Source organism: Arenimonas metalli CF5-1 (assembly GCF_000747155.1).
In the GTDB taxonomy this organism is placed as follows: Bacteria; Pseudomonadota; Gammaproteobacteria; order Xanthomonadales; family Xanthomonadaceae; genus Arenimonas; species Arenimonas metalli.
The window spans coordinates 1-16,749 of sequence record NZ_AVCK01000005.1; the positions used below are offsets into that span (position 1 = coordinate 1).

At 67.9% G+C, this 16,749-nt stretch carries 15 protein-coding genes and 3 tRNA genes; 16 read left to right on the forward strand and 2 right to left on the reverse strand.

The features are described 5' to 3' along the window. The 4 genes from N787_RS15100 to N787_RS01755 all read left to right on the forward strand — a co-directional run. A partial coding sequence (locus N787_RS15100) for a PilW family protein (RefSeq protein ID WP_034210337.1) occupies positions 1-860 on the forward strand: 860 nt, incomplete at its 5' end. Then, positions 857-1,399 (forward strand): pilus assembly PilX family protein, encoded by a 543-nt coding sequence (locus N787_RS01745; RefSeq protein ID WP_052575031.1) that lies wholly within the window; start codon positions 857-859, stop codon positions 1,397-1,399. The genes N787_RS15100 and N787_RS01745, both read left to right, overlap by 4 nt. Before the next feature lie 38 nt (positions 1,400-1,437). Continuing rightward, positions 1,438-4,917 (forward strand): pilus assembly protein, encoded by a 3,480-nt coding sequence (locus N787_RS15280; RefSeq protein ID WP_052575032.1) that lies wholly within the window; start codon positions 1,438-1,440, stop codon positions 4,915-4,917. Between the two features lie 3 nt (positions 4,918-4,920). Next, on the forward strand, positions 4,921-5,349 hold the full coding sequence (locus N787_RS01755; protein WP_034210339.1) for a type IV pilin protein: 429 nt from the start codon (positions 4,921-4,923) through the stop codon (positions 5,347-5,349). A gap of 61 nt (positions 5,350-5,410) precedes the next feature. Here N787_RS01755 and N787_RS01760 read toward each other — a convergent pair. Further along, positions 5,411-5,487 (reverse strand) — tRNA-Asn (locus N787_RS01760). Positions 5,488-5,538: 51 nt separating this feature from the next. Beyond that, positions 5,539-6,078 (reverse strand): GspH/FimT family pseudopilin, encoded by a 540-nt coding sequence (locus N787_RS01765; protein WP_034210340.1) that lies wholly within the window; start codon positions 6,076-6,078, stop codon positions 5,539-5,541. Between the two features lie 148 nt (positions 6,079-6,226). On the opposite strand from N787_RS01765, the gene uvrB reads away from it, so the two are divergent. From uvrB to N787_RS01825, 12 genes are all read left to right on the forward strand, one after another. Further along, positions 6,227-8,242, forward strand: coding sequence for an excinuclease ABC subunit UvrB (gene uvrB, locus N787_RS01770; protein ID WP_034210341.1), 2,016 nt, complete (start codon positions 6,227-6,229; stop codon positions 8,240-8,242). 125 nt (positions 8,243-8,367) lie between these two features. After that, positions 8,368-8,589, forward strand: a complete 222-nt coding sequence (locus tag N787_RS01775; protein ID WP_034210342.1) for a hypothetical protein — start codon at positions 8,368-8,370, stop codon at positions 8,587-8,589. 59 nt (positions 8,590-8,648) lie between these two features. After that, a tRNA-Val gene (locus N787_RS01780) sits at positions 8,649-8,723 on the forward strand. Between the two features lie 279 nt (positions 8,724-9,002). Continuing rightward, positions 9,003-10,910, forward strand: coding sequence for a threonine--tRNA ligase (thrS, locus tag N787_RS01785; RefSeq protein ID WP_034210344.1), 1,908 nt, complete (start codon positions 9,003-9,005; stop codon positions 10,908-10,910). A 42-nt stretch (positions 10,911-10,952) separates the two neighbouring features. Next, positions 10,953-11,480, forward strand: coding sequence for a translation initiation factor IF-3 (gene infC, locus N787_RS01790; protein WP_084590568.1), 528 nt, complete (start codon positions 10,953-10,955; stop codon positions 11,478-11,480). 284 nt (positions 11,481-11,764) lie between these two features. Then, positions 11,765-11,968: a 50S ribosomal protein L35 gene (gene rpmI, locus N787_RS01795; protein WP_034210347.1), complete on the forward strand. Its 204-nt coding sequence runs from the start codon at positions 11,765-11,767 to the stop codon at positions 11,966-11,968. A gap of 13 nt (positions 11,969-11,981) precedes the next feature. Continuing rightward, positions 11,982-12,341: a 50S ribosomal protein L20 gene (rplT, locus tag N787_RS01800; protein WP_034210348.1), complete on the forward strand. Its 360-nt coding sequence runs from the start codon at positions 11,982-11,984 to the stop codon at positions 12,339-12,341. A gap of 103 nt (positions 12,342-12,444) precedes the next feature. Next, positions 12,445-13,440 (forward strand): phenylalanine--tRNA ligase subunit alpha, encoded by a 996-nt coding sequence (gene pheS, locus N787_RS01805; protein WP_034210350.1) that lies wholly within the window; start codon positions 12,445-12,447, stop codon positions 13,438-13,440. Next, complete coding sequence (pheT, locus tag N787_RS01810) at positions 13,437-15,806, forward strand: phenylalanine--tRNA ligase subunit beta (protein ID WP_034210351.1); 2,370 nt, start codon at positions 13,437-13,439, stop codon at positions 15,804-15,806. The genes pheS and pheT overlap by 4 nt, the downstream gene beginning before the upstream one ends. Positions 15,807-15,840: 34 nt before the next feature. After that, a complete protein-coding gene (locus tag N787_RS01815; protein WP_034210352.1) occupies positions 15,841-16,140 on the forward strand; it encodes an integration host factor subunit alpha in 300 nt (99 codons plus the stop codon). Then, positions 16,121-16,477 carry a MerR family transcriptional regulator gene (locus N787_RS01820; protein ID WP_034210355.1) on the forward strand — a complete coding sequence of 119 codons (357 nt, stop codon included), beginning with the start codon at positions 16,121-16,123 and terminating at the stop codon, positions 16,475-16,477. Before N787_RS01815 ends, N787_RS01820 begins: the two co-directional genes overlap by 20 nt. Before the next feature lie 130 nt (positions 16,478-16,607). Then, positions 16,608-16,684: transfer RNA gene (locus tag N787_RS01825), tRNA-Pro, on the forward strand. The last annotated feature ends 65 nt before the right edge of the window (positions 16,685-16,749 follow it).

Genomic DNA, 16,749 nt, shown 5'->3' on the forward strand with positions numbered 1-16,749 from the left:
TGCAGGAGAACGGACGCGTCGCGTTCGAGCTCATGGCCCGCCAGATCCGCGAGGCCGGCGGCACGCCCTGCGGCAAGAACATCCCGATCGCCAACGTGCTCAAGGACACCTCAGTGTTCGACTACAGCTGGGGCGACGGCATCCGCGGCTACGACGGCGCCCAGGCGATCGCCAGCGCGCCCTTCGGCACCGCGGCGGGCCAGCGCGTGCAGGGCACCGACGCCTTCGAGTTCCGGGGCGGGGAAAACTCCGGCATCTCGGTCACCCGGCACAACCCGGCGTCCGCGACCATCTTCACCAACACGACCGAGCACGGCTTCGTGGCCGGCGACATCCTGCTCATCTGCGACTACTCGCAGGCGACGATCTTCCAGATGTCGGGCCCGAACGCCGGCGGCACCCTGCAGGTCGTCCACAACACCGGCACCGGCACGCCGGGCAACGACTGCAAGGCCCTGAGCTTCCCGGTGGACCCGGACTGCAGCACGAAGCCCAAGGACGGCAAGCAGTACGCCGACAACGCCGTGATCACCAAGCTGACCTCGGCGGTCTGGTACATCGGCAACAACGGGCGCGGCGGGCGGTCGCTGTATCGCCGCAACCTGACCCTGGCGCCTGAAGAAGTCACCGAGGGCATCCAGGACATGCAGCTCACCTACCTGGTGCCGGGCACCAGCGGCTACGTGCCGGCGGCCAGCGTGGCCACCACGTCCTGGCGCGAGGTCAATGCGGTCCGCATCGACCTCGACCTGATCGCCGTGGCGGGCGTGCAGACCGCGAACGAGATCCGCGGCACCGACGGCCTCGCGCTGACCCGCCCGCTTTCCCACGTCGTCACCCTGCGGAATCGCACGCCATGACCCGCCCTTCGAAGATGCTCCTGCGTTCCGGCCAGCGCGGCGTCGCGCTGCTCGTCGTGCTGCTGCTGCTGCTGATCGTGACCCTGCTCGGCCTGGCCAGCCTGCGCGGCGTGATGATGGAAGAGCGGATGTCGGCCAGCCTGTTCGACCGCGGCCTGATGTTCCAGGCGGCCGAGTCCGCGCTGCGCGAGGGCGAGGCGCGAACCGCCACCACTAAGTCCTCGCAGTACACCGACGTCTGCGACACCACCGGTCTGTGCGGCCGGCCGAACCCCGGCAACCTCGACACCTACACCGATCGCTGGCTGCTGCCGAACCCGCCCTTCGTCAACGCGGCGCCGGTCACCGCCGACGGCATTTCGGTCACGCCCGGTTATTTCATCGAGTTCATGGGCGTGGCGCCGAACTGGCCTGGCTGCGATCGTGAAATCCCGGTCCAGGCCGGCTGCCTTGGCCCGCGCTACCGCGTCACTGCGCGCGCGCGCGTCGATGGCCGGTCCGAAGTCCTGCTGCAGTCGTCGTTCACGTCCCCCGATTGATTCGCGTCCCCCCTTTGCATCCCGAGCGGAGTACCGCCATGCGCCAGCCTTCCAAGCATCGATCCTTCCTGGCCTTCGCCAGCGCCGTCTGCGCGACGCTGATGTCGTCCGCGGTCAGCGCGGCGATCGATGTTCCCCGCGTGCCGCTGCAGTCGGGCACCGCGGTGCCGCCGAACATCATGTTCATCCTGGATGACTCCGGCTCGATGCATGGCGAGATCATGCCCTCGGAGCTGGTCTTCAACGCCACCGTCTGCATCGATGGCTCCGGGAACGTCAATAAGGGTTGCAACTGGCAGGGCATCGGCTACGTGTTCCCGCGCGCCGACGGCGTCTACGGCGGCGACGATTACGGCAACCTGGTGGCCAACGTCACCAAGGACAGCGGCTACGGTGCGCAGGTCCGCTCCGCGCGCTTCAACACCATCTATTACAACCCGGCCATCACCTACCAGCCGTGGTCGAACGCCGACGCCACCCTGCGGGCGAACGCAAACCCGCTGTGCGCCCTGCACAATCCCGAGCGCGTGGGCATCGGCGAGGCGTTCTGCCGCAACCTGGCCGTGGACAACACCAACTACAACACCAACCGCTGGCAGGACTACAGCACCGAGTACTGTGACGCCGGCGTCGCCTGCCTCCGCGAGATCGCCACGCGCACCTTCTGGCCGGCTTCCTACTTCAACTACGACGGCGTCGGTGACGCCACGCTGGCCAGCAGCTACACCAAGGTCGAGATCCGCCCCACCCAGCTGACCTACACCGGCGACGGCCGTGCGGCGCGCACCGATTGCACCGCGGGCACCTGCACCTATGCCCAGGAAATCCAGAACTTCGCCAACTGGTACCAGTACTACCGGTCGCGCGTGCTGCTGGCCCGCGCCGGCATCGGCCGCGCGTTCTCCGGCCTGGCGACCACCAGCACGGCCGCGTCGCCCAGCCCGCGCGTGGGCTTCGCCGCGATCAACAAGGAGTCGGCCACGGTCGACGGCGAGAACACCGCCACGATCGTCACCGGCGTGCGCCCCTTCATCGGCGCGGACCGCACCGCGTTCTTCGCCAACCTCTACGGCCGCACCATCCCGCAGGCGGGTACGCCGCTGCGGCGGGCGCTGGATGACGTCGGCAAGTACTACCAGCGCACCAGCGACAGCGGTCCCTGGGCCAACGTCCCGGGTGGCACGGATGCGTCCACGCACCTGGCCTGCCGCCAGAGCTACGCCATCCTGATGACGGACGGCTACTGGAGTGCCAGCAGCGCCAACAACGACACCTCCGCCAGCACGCCCGCGGACAACAACAACGACGGCACGGCCGGCACCGAGATCACCCGTCCGGCGGGTTCCAGCTACACCTACTCGCCGGTGGCGCCGTTCACCGATGCGTATTCCGACACGCTGGCCGATGCCGCCATGTACTACTGGCGCACGGATCTGCGCCCCACGATCGCCAACAAGGTGCCGACCACGACCGCCAACCCGGCGTTCTGGCAGCACATGGTCACCTACGGCGTGGGCCTCGGCGTGACCGGTGCCGTGGATCCGGAGGCGGCCTTCGCCGCCATCGACTCGGGCGCGGCCATCACCTGGCCGGACCCGACCGCCAGCGAGTCCGCCAAGGTGGATGACCTGCTGCATTCGGGCGTCAACAGCCGCGGCGGCTTCTTCAGCGCGGCCGACCCGGTGGAGTTCGCGCAGGGCCTGTCGCGCGTGCTGGTCGCCATCAACGAGCGCACCGCCTCGGGCTCCAACGTCGCGGCCAACAGCGTCGCGCTCAAGGAAGAGACCCGCATCTTCCAGGCCAGCTTCGTGGCCGGAAAGTGGACCGGTGAGCTGCTGTCCAATGCCGTCACCTCCGCGGGCGTCGCGCCCACGCCGGACTGGCGTGCGTCCCAGGGCATCCCGCCGTTCGCCACGCGCAAGGTGTTCACCTGGACCGGCTCGGCCGGCGCGACCTTCCCGACCACGGCGCAGAACACGGCCCTCACGGCCAGCATCGCCAACTACATCAAGGGCGATACCAGCAACGAGCGCCGCAATGGCGGCACCCTGCGCAACCGCGACCACCTGCTGGGCGACATCATCAATTCCTCGCCGGCGTTCGTGAAGGAGACGAATACGATCTTCATCGGCTCCAACGGCGGCATGATGCACGCCTTCAGCGCGACCGGCGCCAACAAGGGCAAGGAGTTGTTCGCCTTCGTTCCGAACGCGGTCAGCACCGCCGACCTCGCCCGCCTCAAGACCCTCGCGGATCCGGACTACAACCACGACTACTTCGTGGACGGCCCGGTCATGGTGTCGAGCTACGCCGAAACGCCGAACAAGAACTACCTCGTCGGCAGCCTGGGACGCGGCGGCAAGGGCGTTTACTTCCTGGACGTCACCACCCCGGCGACCTTCGCCGCCACCAACGTGACCGGCCAGTATCTCGGCACGAATGGCGGCAACGCCAACACGGCCAGCGACCACATGGGCAATTCGCTCGGCCGGCCGCTGATCGCGAACGTGCTGCTCGGAAACGGCGCCAACAAGGTCAAGACCCCCGTTGCCATCGTCGCCAACGGCATCAACAGCAGCACCGGCGACCCGACCCTGTTCGTCTTCAACCTGCAGACGGGTGCGCTGTTGCGCCACATCGTGGCGAAGTCGGACACCGACAACGGCCTGTCCTCGCCGCGCGGCTGGGACCTGGATGCCGATGGCCTGATCGACTACGTCTACGCGGGCGACCTCAAGGGCAACATCTGGAAGTTCGACCTGACCGATACCGCGGAGACCGGCTGGAAGCTGCATCCCGAGGGCGACCCGCTGTTCGTCGCCACCAATGCCGCTGGCCAGGTGCAGCCGATCACCGGCGGCCTGTCGGTGTCGATGGATCCGCTGACCTTCAAGCCCTGGGTCTTCTTCGGTACCGGCAAGTACCTGGAGAACGCCGACCTGTCCAGCACCAGCATCCAGTCCCTGTACGGCATCCGGGACAACGACGTCGCGGTGGCCACCCGTTCGACCAGCCTGCAGGCACGCACCATGCTGGTCACCAACGGCGTGATCGATGGCAAGCCCGTGCGCGCCTTCGAGGCGAACGCGCCGCTCGCTGCGGACAAGAAGGGCTGGTACGTCGACCTCACCCTGCTGCCGCCCGCGGAGCGCATGGTCGGTGACCCGTTCCTGCTCGGCAACGTGCTGATCGCCGCCAGCATCATCCCCAGCAGCGATCCCTGCGACGCCGGTGGCACGGGCTACATCAACGCCATCGACGCCTACACCGGCACCAGCGTCCAGAGTGCGTTCTTCGACGTCGACGGCGACGGCAGCTTCGACGACGATCGCCTGACCTCGGGCAGCACGACGCTGCCGGTGGGCTCGGTGAACCTCGGCATCGCCATGCCGACCTCGCCGACGGTGGTCGAGAGCCTGCTGGTGGCCGGTGGTTCGCTCGGCACCACGGGTTCAGTGGCGGTCAATAATCCCCTGGTAAAGGGCCGTATCTCCTGGCGCGAGCTCATCAAGGACTGACGGATGAAGACTTCGAAGCAAAACCGCGGCATCAAGGGCTTCTCCCTGCTCGAGCTGATGATCGTGCTGACGGTGCTGTCGGTGCTGGCGACCATCGCCTACACCAGCTACCGGAACTCCGTGGTCAACTCCCGGCGGGCGGCAGCGGCGGCCTGCCTGCTGGAGGCGGCGCAGTTCATGGAGCGCGAGTACACGACCCGCCTGTCGTACGCCAACGTGAACGCGTTGCCGGCGCAGGCCTGCCGTACCGACCTCGCGACCTTCTACACGATCCGGCTCAACGGGCAGCCCCAGGCCACGACTTATTCGGTCGAAGCCGTTCCCCAGGGCGTGCAGGCTTCGGCCGACGCCAAGTGCGGCACCCTGCGCATGAACCAGGCGGGGACCCGGAGCATCACGGGTACCGTGGGCACGGTCGACGCCTGCTGGTAACCCGGCCGGCTTGCACGCGCCAAAAGAAAAGGGCCGCTTTTAAGCGGCCCTTCCTTTGATATGGCGCCCGAAGTTGGACTCGAACCAACGACCCCCTGATTAACAGTCAAGTGCTCTAACCGGCTGAGCTATTCGGGCGGGGACGGGCATTTTAATGCACTTCGGCCCCGGGTCAAGCCTGAACACCGCCTAGGTCGGGTACGGACAGGGCTTCCGTGCGCCGCCGTGGCGCTCCGCGCGAGGCCGCCCCGCGTTGTTGACGACCACCGCGCCAAGCAGTTCCGCGGGATCCCGGCGGCAAATGCGGATGCTGAGGTTCGAACCGCTGGACCAGCCCGAAGGCAGGAACCGGATCCGATGCCGCCCCGTGCTGCTCCTTGCGAGCAGCGGCCCTTCGTCCCAGGGAACGTGCTGCAGGATGTCGGCTTGCCGCGCCGGATGGTCATCCCGACCCGGGTCCAGGTAAGCCATCCAGCCCGTCTCCCAGGCCAGGTCGCGCCGGCAGCGCAGTCCATCCCGCGTAGGGCAGAGCGTGACCGGTTGCCCCAGCCGCACGGCGCCCAGCCTGGCCAGCGCCATCGACGCGGTGAGCTGGTGGGTGAACGCCTGCGTGCGATGGCGCTCCAGCATCGTCGTGAACGAAGGCGCCGCAAGCGCCGCGAGCAATCCCGACACCATCACCACCACCACCAGCTCGACCAGCGTGAATCCACGGATCGACTTCTCCATCGCGTGCCCTCCGAGGCCAGGAGGCGAAGTGTTGCCGGTGCCCTCACTCAGCCCCATCGGGCTTGTCCGGCCGCCGGGGTAGGGCGGTCACCAAGCCGGGGGTAGGCCGGCGGCTATACTCACTAGCTGCCCCGACAAGGACTCCCCGGTGTCCGACCGCTTCGAACTGACCGCGCCCTACCAGCCCGCCGGCGAGCAGCCGCAGGCCATCGCGCGCCTGGTCGAGGGCTTCGAGGCCGGCCTGGCGCAGCAGACCCTGCTCGGCGTCACCGGCTCGGGCAAGACCTACACCATCGCCAACGTGATCCAGGCGGTGCAGAAGCCGACCCTGGTGCTGGCCCCGAACAAGACCCTGGCCGCCCAGCTCTACGGCGAGTTCAAGTCCTTTTTCCCGAACAACGCGGTCGAGTACTTCGTCAGCTACTACGACTACTACCAGCCCGAGGCCTACATCCCGAGCACCGACACCTTCATCGAGAAGGACAGCAACATCAACGAGCACATCGAGCAGATGCGCCTGTCGGCGACCAAGGCCCTGCTCGAGCGCCGCGACGCGGTGGTGGTGGCCAGTGTCTCGGCCATCTACGGCCTGGGCGACCCGAACGAGTACTTCCGGATGGTGCTGCACCTGGTGAAGGGCGACCGCATCGACCAGCGCGAGCTGATCCGCCGCCTCACCGAGATGCAGTACAGCCGCAACGAGACCGAGCTGGTGCGCGGTGCCTTCCGCGTGCGCGGCGAGACCATCGACGTGCACCCGGCCGAATCCGAGATCGAGGCCCTGCGCATCCAGCTGTTCGACGGCGAGATCGAGGGCGTGTCGCTGTTCGATCCGCTCACCGGCCACGTCACCCGCAAGCTGCAGCGCTACACGCTGTACCCCAAGTCGCACTACGTCACCACCCGCCGCACCGTGCTCGACGCGATCGAGACCATCAAGGTCGAGTTCAGCGCCCGGATGGAGGAGCTGTACAAGGCCAACAAGCTGCTCGAGGCCCAGCGCCTGCAGCAGCGCACGATGTACGACATCGAGATGATGGCCGAGGTTGGTTTCTGCTCGGGCATCGAGAACTACAGCCGCCACCTCACCGGCCAGATGCCCGGCGAGCCGCCGCCCTGCCTGTTCGACTACCTGCCGCCGGACGCGCTGCTGGTGGTGGACGAATCGCACGTGACCATCCCGCAGCTCGGCGCCATGTACAAGGGCGACCGCTCGCGCAAGGAAACGCTGGTGGAGTTCGGGTTCCGGCTGCCTTCGGCGCTCGACAACCGGCCGCTCAAGTTCGAGGAGTGGGAGCGCCGCGCGCCGCGCAGCATCTACGTCTCGGCCACGCCCGGCAAATACGAGCTGGAGAAGTCCGGCGACCAGGTCGTCGAACTGCTGGTGCGCCCCACCGGCCTGGTCGACCCCGAGGTCGAGATCCGCCCGGTGGCGACCCAGGTGGACGACGTGCTCTCCGAAATCCACGCGCGGGTGAAGCAGGGCGACCGCGTCCTGATCACCACGCTGACCAAGAAGATGGCCGAGAACCTCACCGACTACCTCGCCGAGCACGACGTCAAGGTGCGCTACCTGCACAGCGACGTGGACACGGTGGAGCGCGTCGAGATCATCCGCGACCTGCGCCTGGGCGTGTTCGACGTGCTGGTCGGCATCAACCTGCTGCGCGAAGGCCTGGACATGCCCGAGGTCTCGCTGGTGGCGATCCTGGATGCCGACAAGGAGGGCTTCCTGCGCTCCACCGGCTCGCTGATCCAGACCATCGGCCGCGCCGCCCGCAACGTCCGCGGCAAGGCCATCCTCTACGCCGACCGCATCACCAACTCGATGAAGGCGGCCATCGACGAGACCGATCGTCGCCGCCAGCGCCAGGTCGAGTACAACCTCGAGCACGGCATCACCCCGACCAGCATCCGGCGCGCCGTGATGGACGTGATGGAGGGCGCCCGCAGCGAGCCCGAGGAGGCCAGGGGCCGGGGCAAGGGCCGCAAGGTGGCCGAGGCCGGCACCGACTACGCCCTGCTGGACCCGGCCCAGCTGGCGGCCCGCCTCAAGCAGCTCGAGGCGCGGATGCACAAGCACGCCCAGGACCTGGAGTTCGAGGAGGCGGCCAGGGTCCGCGACGAGATCCACCGCCTGCGGACCCAGGGCCTGATGGCCTGACCCGGCCGCTTGCATTACTTCCGGCAGGGGTCTAAAACAGAGCCCAGGCGGGTGGGGACCCGTCGTCCAAGCGTCCAGTCGCGGGCCGGAGTGCCCGGCGCCGGACGCCCATGCAGGGGAATGCCATGGGAACCATCGAAATGCGCGGCGTGCTGGCCGTCGCCCTCATCGCGTCGAGCGGCCTGCTGACCGGCATGGCCGCACTGCCGGCCGGCCTTGAAGTGGCCCAGGGCGGGGAGGGCGAGGGGCTGTTCAAGCGCGTGATGCACCGGGCCTGCCTGGTCAGCGTCGCCGCCACCCGCAGCGACCTGCGCTCCGCCGCCGACCGCGAGCGCGAGTGCCGCTGACGACCTCGCCGCGGGGGCTTGGCCCGCCCCGGACGGCTTGTTATACTGCGCGGCCTCGTGGGCGATTAGCTCAGCGGTAGAGCATTACCTTGACATGGTAGGGGTCACAGGTTCGAACCCTGTATCGCCCACCACCTTCCCCGGAAGGTGCACGAAGGACGCAACGGCCAGGCCCTCGCCTGGCCGTTTTGCTTACAGCCCCGGAAGCCGCGGATTCATTGACTTGGCGGGCGCCGGAGCCTACCTTTGCCTCGTCAATCGAACTGCAAGGTGGCCCCGGGGAACCGGCGCCGAGCGTGCGACATGAGCACTACCGCCGCCCACTGACCGACCCGCCGCGCCTCGCCATCCGCGAAGGGCGCCCGGCGCCCTTTTTTCATGTCCGCCCCCGGGCGCGACCGCATGAGAGACCCATGATCAAGATCACGCTACCCGACGGCAGCCAGCGTCCGTTCGAACACCCGGTCACCGTCGCCGAAGTCGCCGCCTCCATCGGCGCCGGCCTCGCCAAGGCCGCGCTCGGCGGCAAGGTCGACGGCAAGCTGGTGGACGCCAGCTTCCGCATCGAGAACGACGCCTCGCTCGAGATCGTCACCGAGAAGCATCCCGACGCGCTGGACGTGCTGCGCCATTCCACCGCGCACCTGCTGGCCCAGGCCGTGCAGCGCCTGTTCCCGGGCACCCAGGTCACCATCGGCCCGGTCATCGACAACGGCTTCTACTACGATTTCGCCTACGAGCGTCCGTTCACCCCGGAAGACCTGCCCGCCATCGAGGCGGAGATGCAGAAGATCGTCAAGGAAGCCCTGCCGGTCACCCGCAGCGTGAAGTCGCGCGACGAGGCCGTGGCCTTCTTCAAGGGCCTGGGCGAGCACTACAAGGCCGAGATCATCGAATCGATCCCGGCCACCGAAGACCTGTCGCTGTATTCGCAGGGCGAGTTCACCGACCTCTGTCGCGGCCCGCACGTGCCGGGCACCGACAAGCTGCGCGCGTTCAAGCTGATGAAGGTGGCTGGCGCCTACTGGCGCGGCGACCACAACAACCAGATGCTCAGCCGCATCTACGGCACCGCGTGGTTGAACGACAAGGACCTCAAGGCCTACCTCACCCAGCTCGAGGAAGCCGAGAAGCGCGACCACCGCAAGATCGCCAGGCAGCTCGAGCTCTTCCACATCCAGGAAGAGGCGCCGGGCCTGGTGTTCTGGCACCCGAAGGGCTGGCAGCTCTGGCAGGTGGTGGAGCAGTACATGCGCGGCGTGTATCGCGCGTCCGGCTACCAGGAAGTGCGCTGCCCGCAGATCCTCGATGTTTCCCTGTGGAAGAAGTCCGGCCACTGGGACAACTACAAGGAGAACATGTTCTTCACCGAGTCCGAGAAGCGCACCTACGCGCTCAAGCCGATGAACTGCCCGGGCCACGTGCAGGTGTTCAACCAGGGCCTGCACAGCTACCGCGACCTGCCGATCCGCTACGGCGAGTTCGGTGCCTGCCACCGCAACGAGCCCTCGGGCGCGCTGCACGGCATCCTGCGCGTGCGCGGCTTCACCCAGGACGACGGCCATATCTTCTGCACCCCGGACCAGGTCGAGGCCGAGGTCACCGCCTTCCACCGCCAGGCCCTGAAGGTTTACCAGGACTTCGGCTTCCAGGACGTGCAGATCAAGATCGCCCTGCGCCCCGACAACCGCCTGGGCGACGACGCCACCTGGGACAAGGCCGAGGCCGCCCTGCGCGCCGCCCTGTCGGCCTGCGGCGTGGCCTGGGAGGAGCTGCCGGGCGAGGGCGCCTTCTATGGCCCGAAGATCGAATACCACCTCAAGGACGCCATCGGCCGCACCTGGCAGCTGGGCACCATGCAGGTCGACTTCATGATGCCGGGCCGCCTGGGCGCCGAGTACGTGGACGAGAGCTCGACCAAGCGGCAGCCGGTCATGCTGCACCGCGCCATCGTGGGCTCGATGGAGCGCTTCATCGGCATCCTGATCGAGAACCACTCGGGCGCCTTCCCGGCCTGGCTGGCCCCGGTGCAGGCGGTGGTGATGAACATCACCGACGCCCAGGCCGACTGGGTCGAGGAAGTCCGGAAAACCCTTGTGAATCAAGGCTTCCGGGTCCAGGCCGATTTGCGGAACGAGAAGATCGGCTATAAGATCCGCGAGCACACGCTGCAGAAAGTCCCGTATTTGCTGGTCGTTGGCGACCGCGAGAAGGAAAATGGGATGATTGCGGTGCGCACGCGGTCCGGGGAGGACCTCGGCACGATGCCGTTGGAAGGCTTCCTCGACAAGCTGCGCGCGGAGAATGGCCCGGTCGCCTGATGCAGGCGTCCGGTTCGGGTTACACACAACAGGATTAATCGAATCAATACTTCATCTACAGACAAGGGCAACCGCAAGAACCTCGAGATCCGGGTCCCGCGCGTGCGCGTGATCGGCCTGGACGGCGAGATGGTCGGTGTGCTCACGCGCGACGAAGCGATCGCGCTGGCCGAGGAATCGGGCGTGGACCTGGTGGAAATCCAGCCGACCGCCGATCCGCCGGTGTGCCGGATCATGGATTACGGCAAGTACAAGTTCGACCTGCAGAAGAAGGCCAACGCGGCCAAGAAGAAGCAGAAGATCGTCGAGATCAAGGAACTCAAGTTCCGCCCGACCACCGACGACGGCGACTACAACATCAAGCTGCGCAACCTGCGTCGCTTCCTCGAGGAAGGCGACAAGGTCAAGGTCAACATCCGCTTCAAGGGCCGCGAGATGGCCCACCAGGAGCTGGGCATGGAGATGGCCAAGCGCATCGAGGCCGACCTGGCCGATGAAGTGGTCATCGAGCAGCGCCCCCGCCTCGAGGGCCGCCAGATGATCATGATGGTCGCCCCCAAGAAGAAGTAATCCCTGTAGGAGGGACTTCAGTCCCGAAGCTTTTCGCCAAAAAGCTTCGGGACTAAAGTCCCTCCTACACAAGTCGCTAATTTTGTTGCATAATTCGCGGCTCGCCGGCTTCCGGCGGGCACCCGGTGCGGCATCCGGGCCCAGGTCATCGGGCGAAGCCGTCATGGACCTGTCCTGGTTTCCGTAAGGGAATCAGAGACTTATAAGCCGACAAGGGCAGGATGGAAAGCGTGGCGCAAGCCACCGCCCAGGTCAGTAAACAACGAACCCAAGAAGGGACACCCATGGCCAAGACCAAGATCAAGACCAATCGGGCGGCCGCCAAGCGCTTCCGGAAGACTGCTTCCGGCAAGTTCAAGGCTGGCCACGCCAACCGTAGCCACATCCTCACCAAGAAGGCCACCAAGCGTAAGCGTAACCTCCGCCAGACGAACCACGTCCGCGCCGAGGATTCCGGTCGCCTGATGCGCCAGCTGCCCTATCTCTGAGGAGGACTGAACCATGGCACGAGTCAAGCGTGGTGTTACGGCGCGCCGCCGTCACAAGAAAATCATCAAGCTCGCGAAGGGCTACTACAACGCCCGTCGCAAGGTCTTCCGCGTCGCCAAGCAGGCCGTCACCAAGGCCCAGCAGTACGCGTACATCGGCCGCAAGCAGAAGAAGCGCCAGTTCCGCAGCCTGTGGATCGTCCGCATCAATGCGGCGGCCCGCCTGCACGGCCTGAGCTACAGCCGCTTCATGAATGGCCTGCTGAAGGCGAACGTCACCCTGGACCGCAAGGCCCTGGCCGACATCGCCATCCACGATCCCGCCGCGTTTGGCGCGATCGCCGAGCAGGCCAAGCGCGCTCTCGCGGCGTAAGGCCAAAGTCCGAAGCGAGCGATCGCAACCGGGCTGTACGGGAAGGGGGAGGGCGAGAGTCCTTCCCCTTTCTGCTTTCGGGACCCGAGAAACCGAGCCGAGAATGTCCGACATCGAATCCCTGACCCGCTCGGCCCTGGCCGAGATCGAAGCCGCCACGCAGCTCGAGGCGCTCGACGCCCTGCGCGTCTCCCTGCTCGGCAAGTCCGGCAGCATCACCGGCCAGCTCAAGCAGCTCGGCGCGCTGGCGCCCGAGCAGCGCAAGCTCGCCGGCGAAGCCGTGAACCGCGCCAAGGACGCCCTGTCCGAAGCCATCGCCGCCCGCAAGGCGACGCTGGAAGCCCACGCCCTCGCGCAACGCCTCGCCTCCGAGCGCATCGACGTGACCCTGCCGGGCCGCGGCGCCCAGGCCGGCAACCTGCACCCGGTCTCGCGCACGCTCGAGCGCATCACCGACATCTTCGCGCGCCTCGGCTACCAGCTGGCCGACGGCCCCGAGATCGAGGACGACCACCACAACTTCGAAGCGCTGAACTTCCCGCCGCACCATCCGGCGCGCGCGATGCACGACACCTTCTACTTCCCGGATGGTCGCCTGCTGCGCACGCACACCTCCGGCGTGCAGGTGCGCTTCATGGGCAAGAACCCGCCGCCGCTGCGCATGATCGCCGCCGGCAAGGTCTACCGCAGCGACTCCGACCAGACCCACACGCCGATGTTCCACCAGGTCGAAGGCCTGCTGGTGGACGAGACCTCCAGCTTCGCCGACCTCAAGGGCACGCTGGCCGAATTCGTGCGTGCCTTCTTCGAGCGCGACTTCGAGATGCGCTTCCGCCCGAGCTACTTCCCCTTCACCGAGCCTTCGGCCGAAGTGGACATCGCCTGGCAGCAGCCAGACGGCAGCACCCGCTGGCTGGAAGTGCTGGGCTGCGGCATGGTCCACCCGAACGTGCTGCGCGCCTGCGGCATCGATCCGGAGAAGTACACCGGCTTCGCCTTCGGCCTCGGCGTCGAGCGCTTCGCCATGCTGCGCTACGGCGTCAACGACCTGCGCAGCTTCTTCGAGAATGACACCCGTTTCCTGAGGCAGTTCGCATGAAATTCCCGGAAAGCTGGCTCAGGGAACACGTCACGGTCGCCGCCTCGCGCGACCAGCTGTCCGCGCGCCTGACCGCCATCGGCCTAGAGGTCGAGGACGCGCAGGTGCTGGGCGAAGGCCTCGACGGCGTGGTCGTCGCCGAAATCCTTTCCTGCGAGAAGCATCCCGAAGCCGACCGCCTGCAGGTCTGCCAGGTCGCCACCGGCGCCGGCACCGTGCAGATCGTCTGCGGCGCCCCGAACGCACGCCCGGGCCTGAAGGCCCCGCTGGCCACGGTCGGCGCGAACCTTCCGGGCGGCATCGCGATCAAGGCGGCCAAGCTGCGCGGCGTGGAGTCGCAAGGCATGCTTTGCTCGGCCAAGGAGCTCGGCGTGGACGCCGATGCCTCCGGCCTGCTCGAACTGCCGGCCGACGCGCCGGTGGGGCAGGGCATCGCCGCTTACCTCGGCCTGCCCGACGCCTGCTTCGAGCTCAAGCTCACGCCCAACCGCGCCGATTGCTTCAGCGTCCGCGGCGTCGCCTTCGACGTCGCCGCCGCGCTGGGCGCGCAGGTCAACGCGCTGCAGATCCCGGAGGCCAGCGTGGCGTCCGAAGCCGCCCTGCCGGTCGACCTGCAGGCCGGCGCCGATTGCCCGCGCTACTGCGGCCGCGTCATCGAAGGGTTGGATCCCGCCGCGCGCACGCCGCTGTGGCTGGCCGAGCGCCTGCGCCGCGCCGGCCTGCGCCCGATCAGCCCGCTGGTGGACATCACCAACTACGTGATGCTCGAGCTGGGCCAGCCGATGCATGCCTTCGATGCCGACAGGCTCGCCGGCCCGATCGGCGTGCGCCGCGCGCGCGCCGGTGAAACGCTCAAGCTGCTCGACGAGCGCGAGGTCGCGCTGGACGAGGGCTTCCTGGCGATCACCGACGCCGATCGCGTGGTCGCGCTGGCCGGCGTCATGGGCGGCTGGGATACCCGCGTCACCGAAGGCACCACGCGCGTGTTCCTCGAGAGCGCGCACTTCGCCCCGTCCGTGATCATCGGCCGCGCCCGCCGCATCGGCCTGCACACCGACGCCTCGCACCGCTTCGAGCGCGGCGTGGATCCGCAGCTGCCGCGCTACGCCCTCGAGCGCGCCACCGCGCTGGTGCAGCAGGTGATGGGCGGCCGCGCCGGCGCCATCACCGAGACCACGCTGCCCGCGCACCTGCCGCAGCCGGCCCCGGTGGCCCTGCGCCGCGCGCGCCTGGCCCGCGTGCTCGGCCTGTCGGTGCCCGATGCCGAGGTCGAGCGCATCCTGCGCGCGCTGGGCATGCAGGTCAGCGCCACTGCCGAGGGCTGGAGCGTGCTGCCGCCGACCCGCCGCTTCGACATCGCGATCGAGGAAGACCTGATCGAGGAAGTCGCCCGCATCCACGGCTACGATGCCATCCCGACCACCACGCCCACCGGCGAGGTGCGCCTGGTGGCGCCGTCCGAGGCGCGCGTCGCCGACGCCGTGCTGCGCCGCCAGCTGGTCGCGCACGATTTCGTCGAGGCCATCAACTACGCCTTCCTCGATGCCGGCAGCCTGGCCGCGTGGCAGCTGCAGGACGGCGCGGTCGCGCTGGCCAATCCGCTCACCGCCGAGCTGGGCGTGATGCGCACTTCGCTGCTGCCGGGCCTGGTCTCGGCGCTGGCGCGCAACCGCGCCCGCCAGCAGTCGCGGGTGCGCCTGTTCGAGCTGGGCCGCGTGTTCCATCTCGCCGCGGGCGCGCCGAACGAGACCCCGCGCATCGCCGCCGTCGCCTGCGGCCCGGCCGTGGCCGAGCAGTGGTCGGCCGAGGCCCGCGAGGTCGACTTCTTCGACCTCAAGGCCCAGGTCGAGGGCCTGCTGGCCCTGGCCGGCGCCCGCGCTGAGTTCCGCCCCGACGACCGTCCCTTCGGCCACCCGGGCCGCAGCGCCTCCGTCTGGCGCGACGGCGCGATGATCGGCTGGGTCGGCCACCTGCACCCGGGCCTGGCCAAGGCCCTGGACCTGGACGGGGAGGTGGTCGGCTTCGAGCTGGACCTGGCCGCCGTCGCCGGCCGGGCCGTGCCCCGGGCGGGGGAGCTGTCGCGCTTCCCGTCCGTCCGCCGGGACATCGCGCTCGTCGTCCCGGAATCGACCCCCTGGGCGGCCCTGGAGGCCAGCCTGCGGACCGCGCTGGGCGGCCTGCTGCGCGAGGTCCGGCTGTTCGACCGCTACGTCGGCCCGGGCCTAGACAGTGGCTCAAAGAGTCTGGCTATGGGCTTGATTCTTCAGGACGTTTCACGCACCCTAACTGACCGCGACGCCGACCAGGCCGTCGCCACCGCCCTCGAGGCGCTGGCCCGGGACTGCGGCGCGCGGCTGAGGTCATGATGGCCGCCGGCAACGGCGGGGTACAGGGGATGTTATGGCACTGACAAAGGCCGAAATGGCGGAACGCTTGTTCGAGCAGGTTGGCTTGAACAAGCGCGAGGCCAAGGAATTCGTCGACTCCTTCTTCGATGCGTTGAGGGAAGCGCTGGAGCGTGGGCAGCAGGTCAAGCTGTCGGGCTTCGGGAATTTCGACCTGCGCCAGAAGAACCAGCGGCCCGGCCGCAACCCCAAGACCGGCGAGGAGATTCCCATCTCCGCCCGCACCGTCGTCACCTTCCGTCCGGGACAGAAGCTGAAGGAGCGCGTGGAGGCCTATGCTGGATCCGGGCAGTAATCGGGAGCTTCCGCCGATCCCGGCGAAGCGTTACTTCACCATCGGTGAGGTCAGCGAGCTGTGCGACGTCAAGCCGCACGTGCTGCGCTATTGGGAAACGGAATTCACCAGCCTCAAGCCGGTGAAGCGCCGCGGCAACCGCCGCTATTACCAGCGCCACGACGTGCTGATGATCCGCCAGATCCGCGGCCTGCTGTACGAACAGGGCTACACCATCTCCGGCGCCCGCCAGCGCCTGGAGGGCGAGGCCGGCCGGGTCGAGACCAGCATGTCGGCCCAGATCGTCAAGCAGGTGCGCATGGAGCTCGAAGAAGTCCTCCAGCTGCTGCGTCGCTGAGCCGCCCTTGTGGGAGGGACTTCAGTCCCGATGCCTTTGCCGAAAAGCATCGGGACTGAAGTCCCTCCCACAGGGTCGGCAATTGCGTATAATCGCCAGCCCGGCTTACCACCGGGGAAACACAAACGATCGGGGCGTAGCGCAGCCTGGTAGCGCACTAGCATGGGGTGCTAGGGGTCGTGAGTTCGAATCTCACCGTCCCGACCAATCGTGAAGGCCTGGCCCGGACCCCGGGGCGAGGCGAAAGAGGAAACCCGCCGATCGGCGGGGTT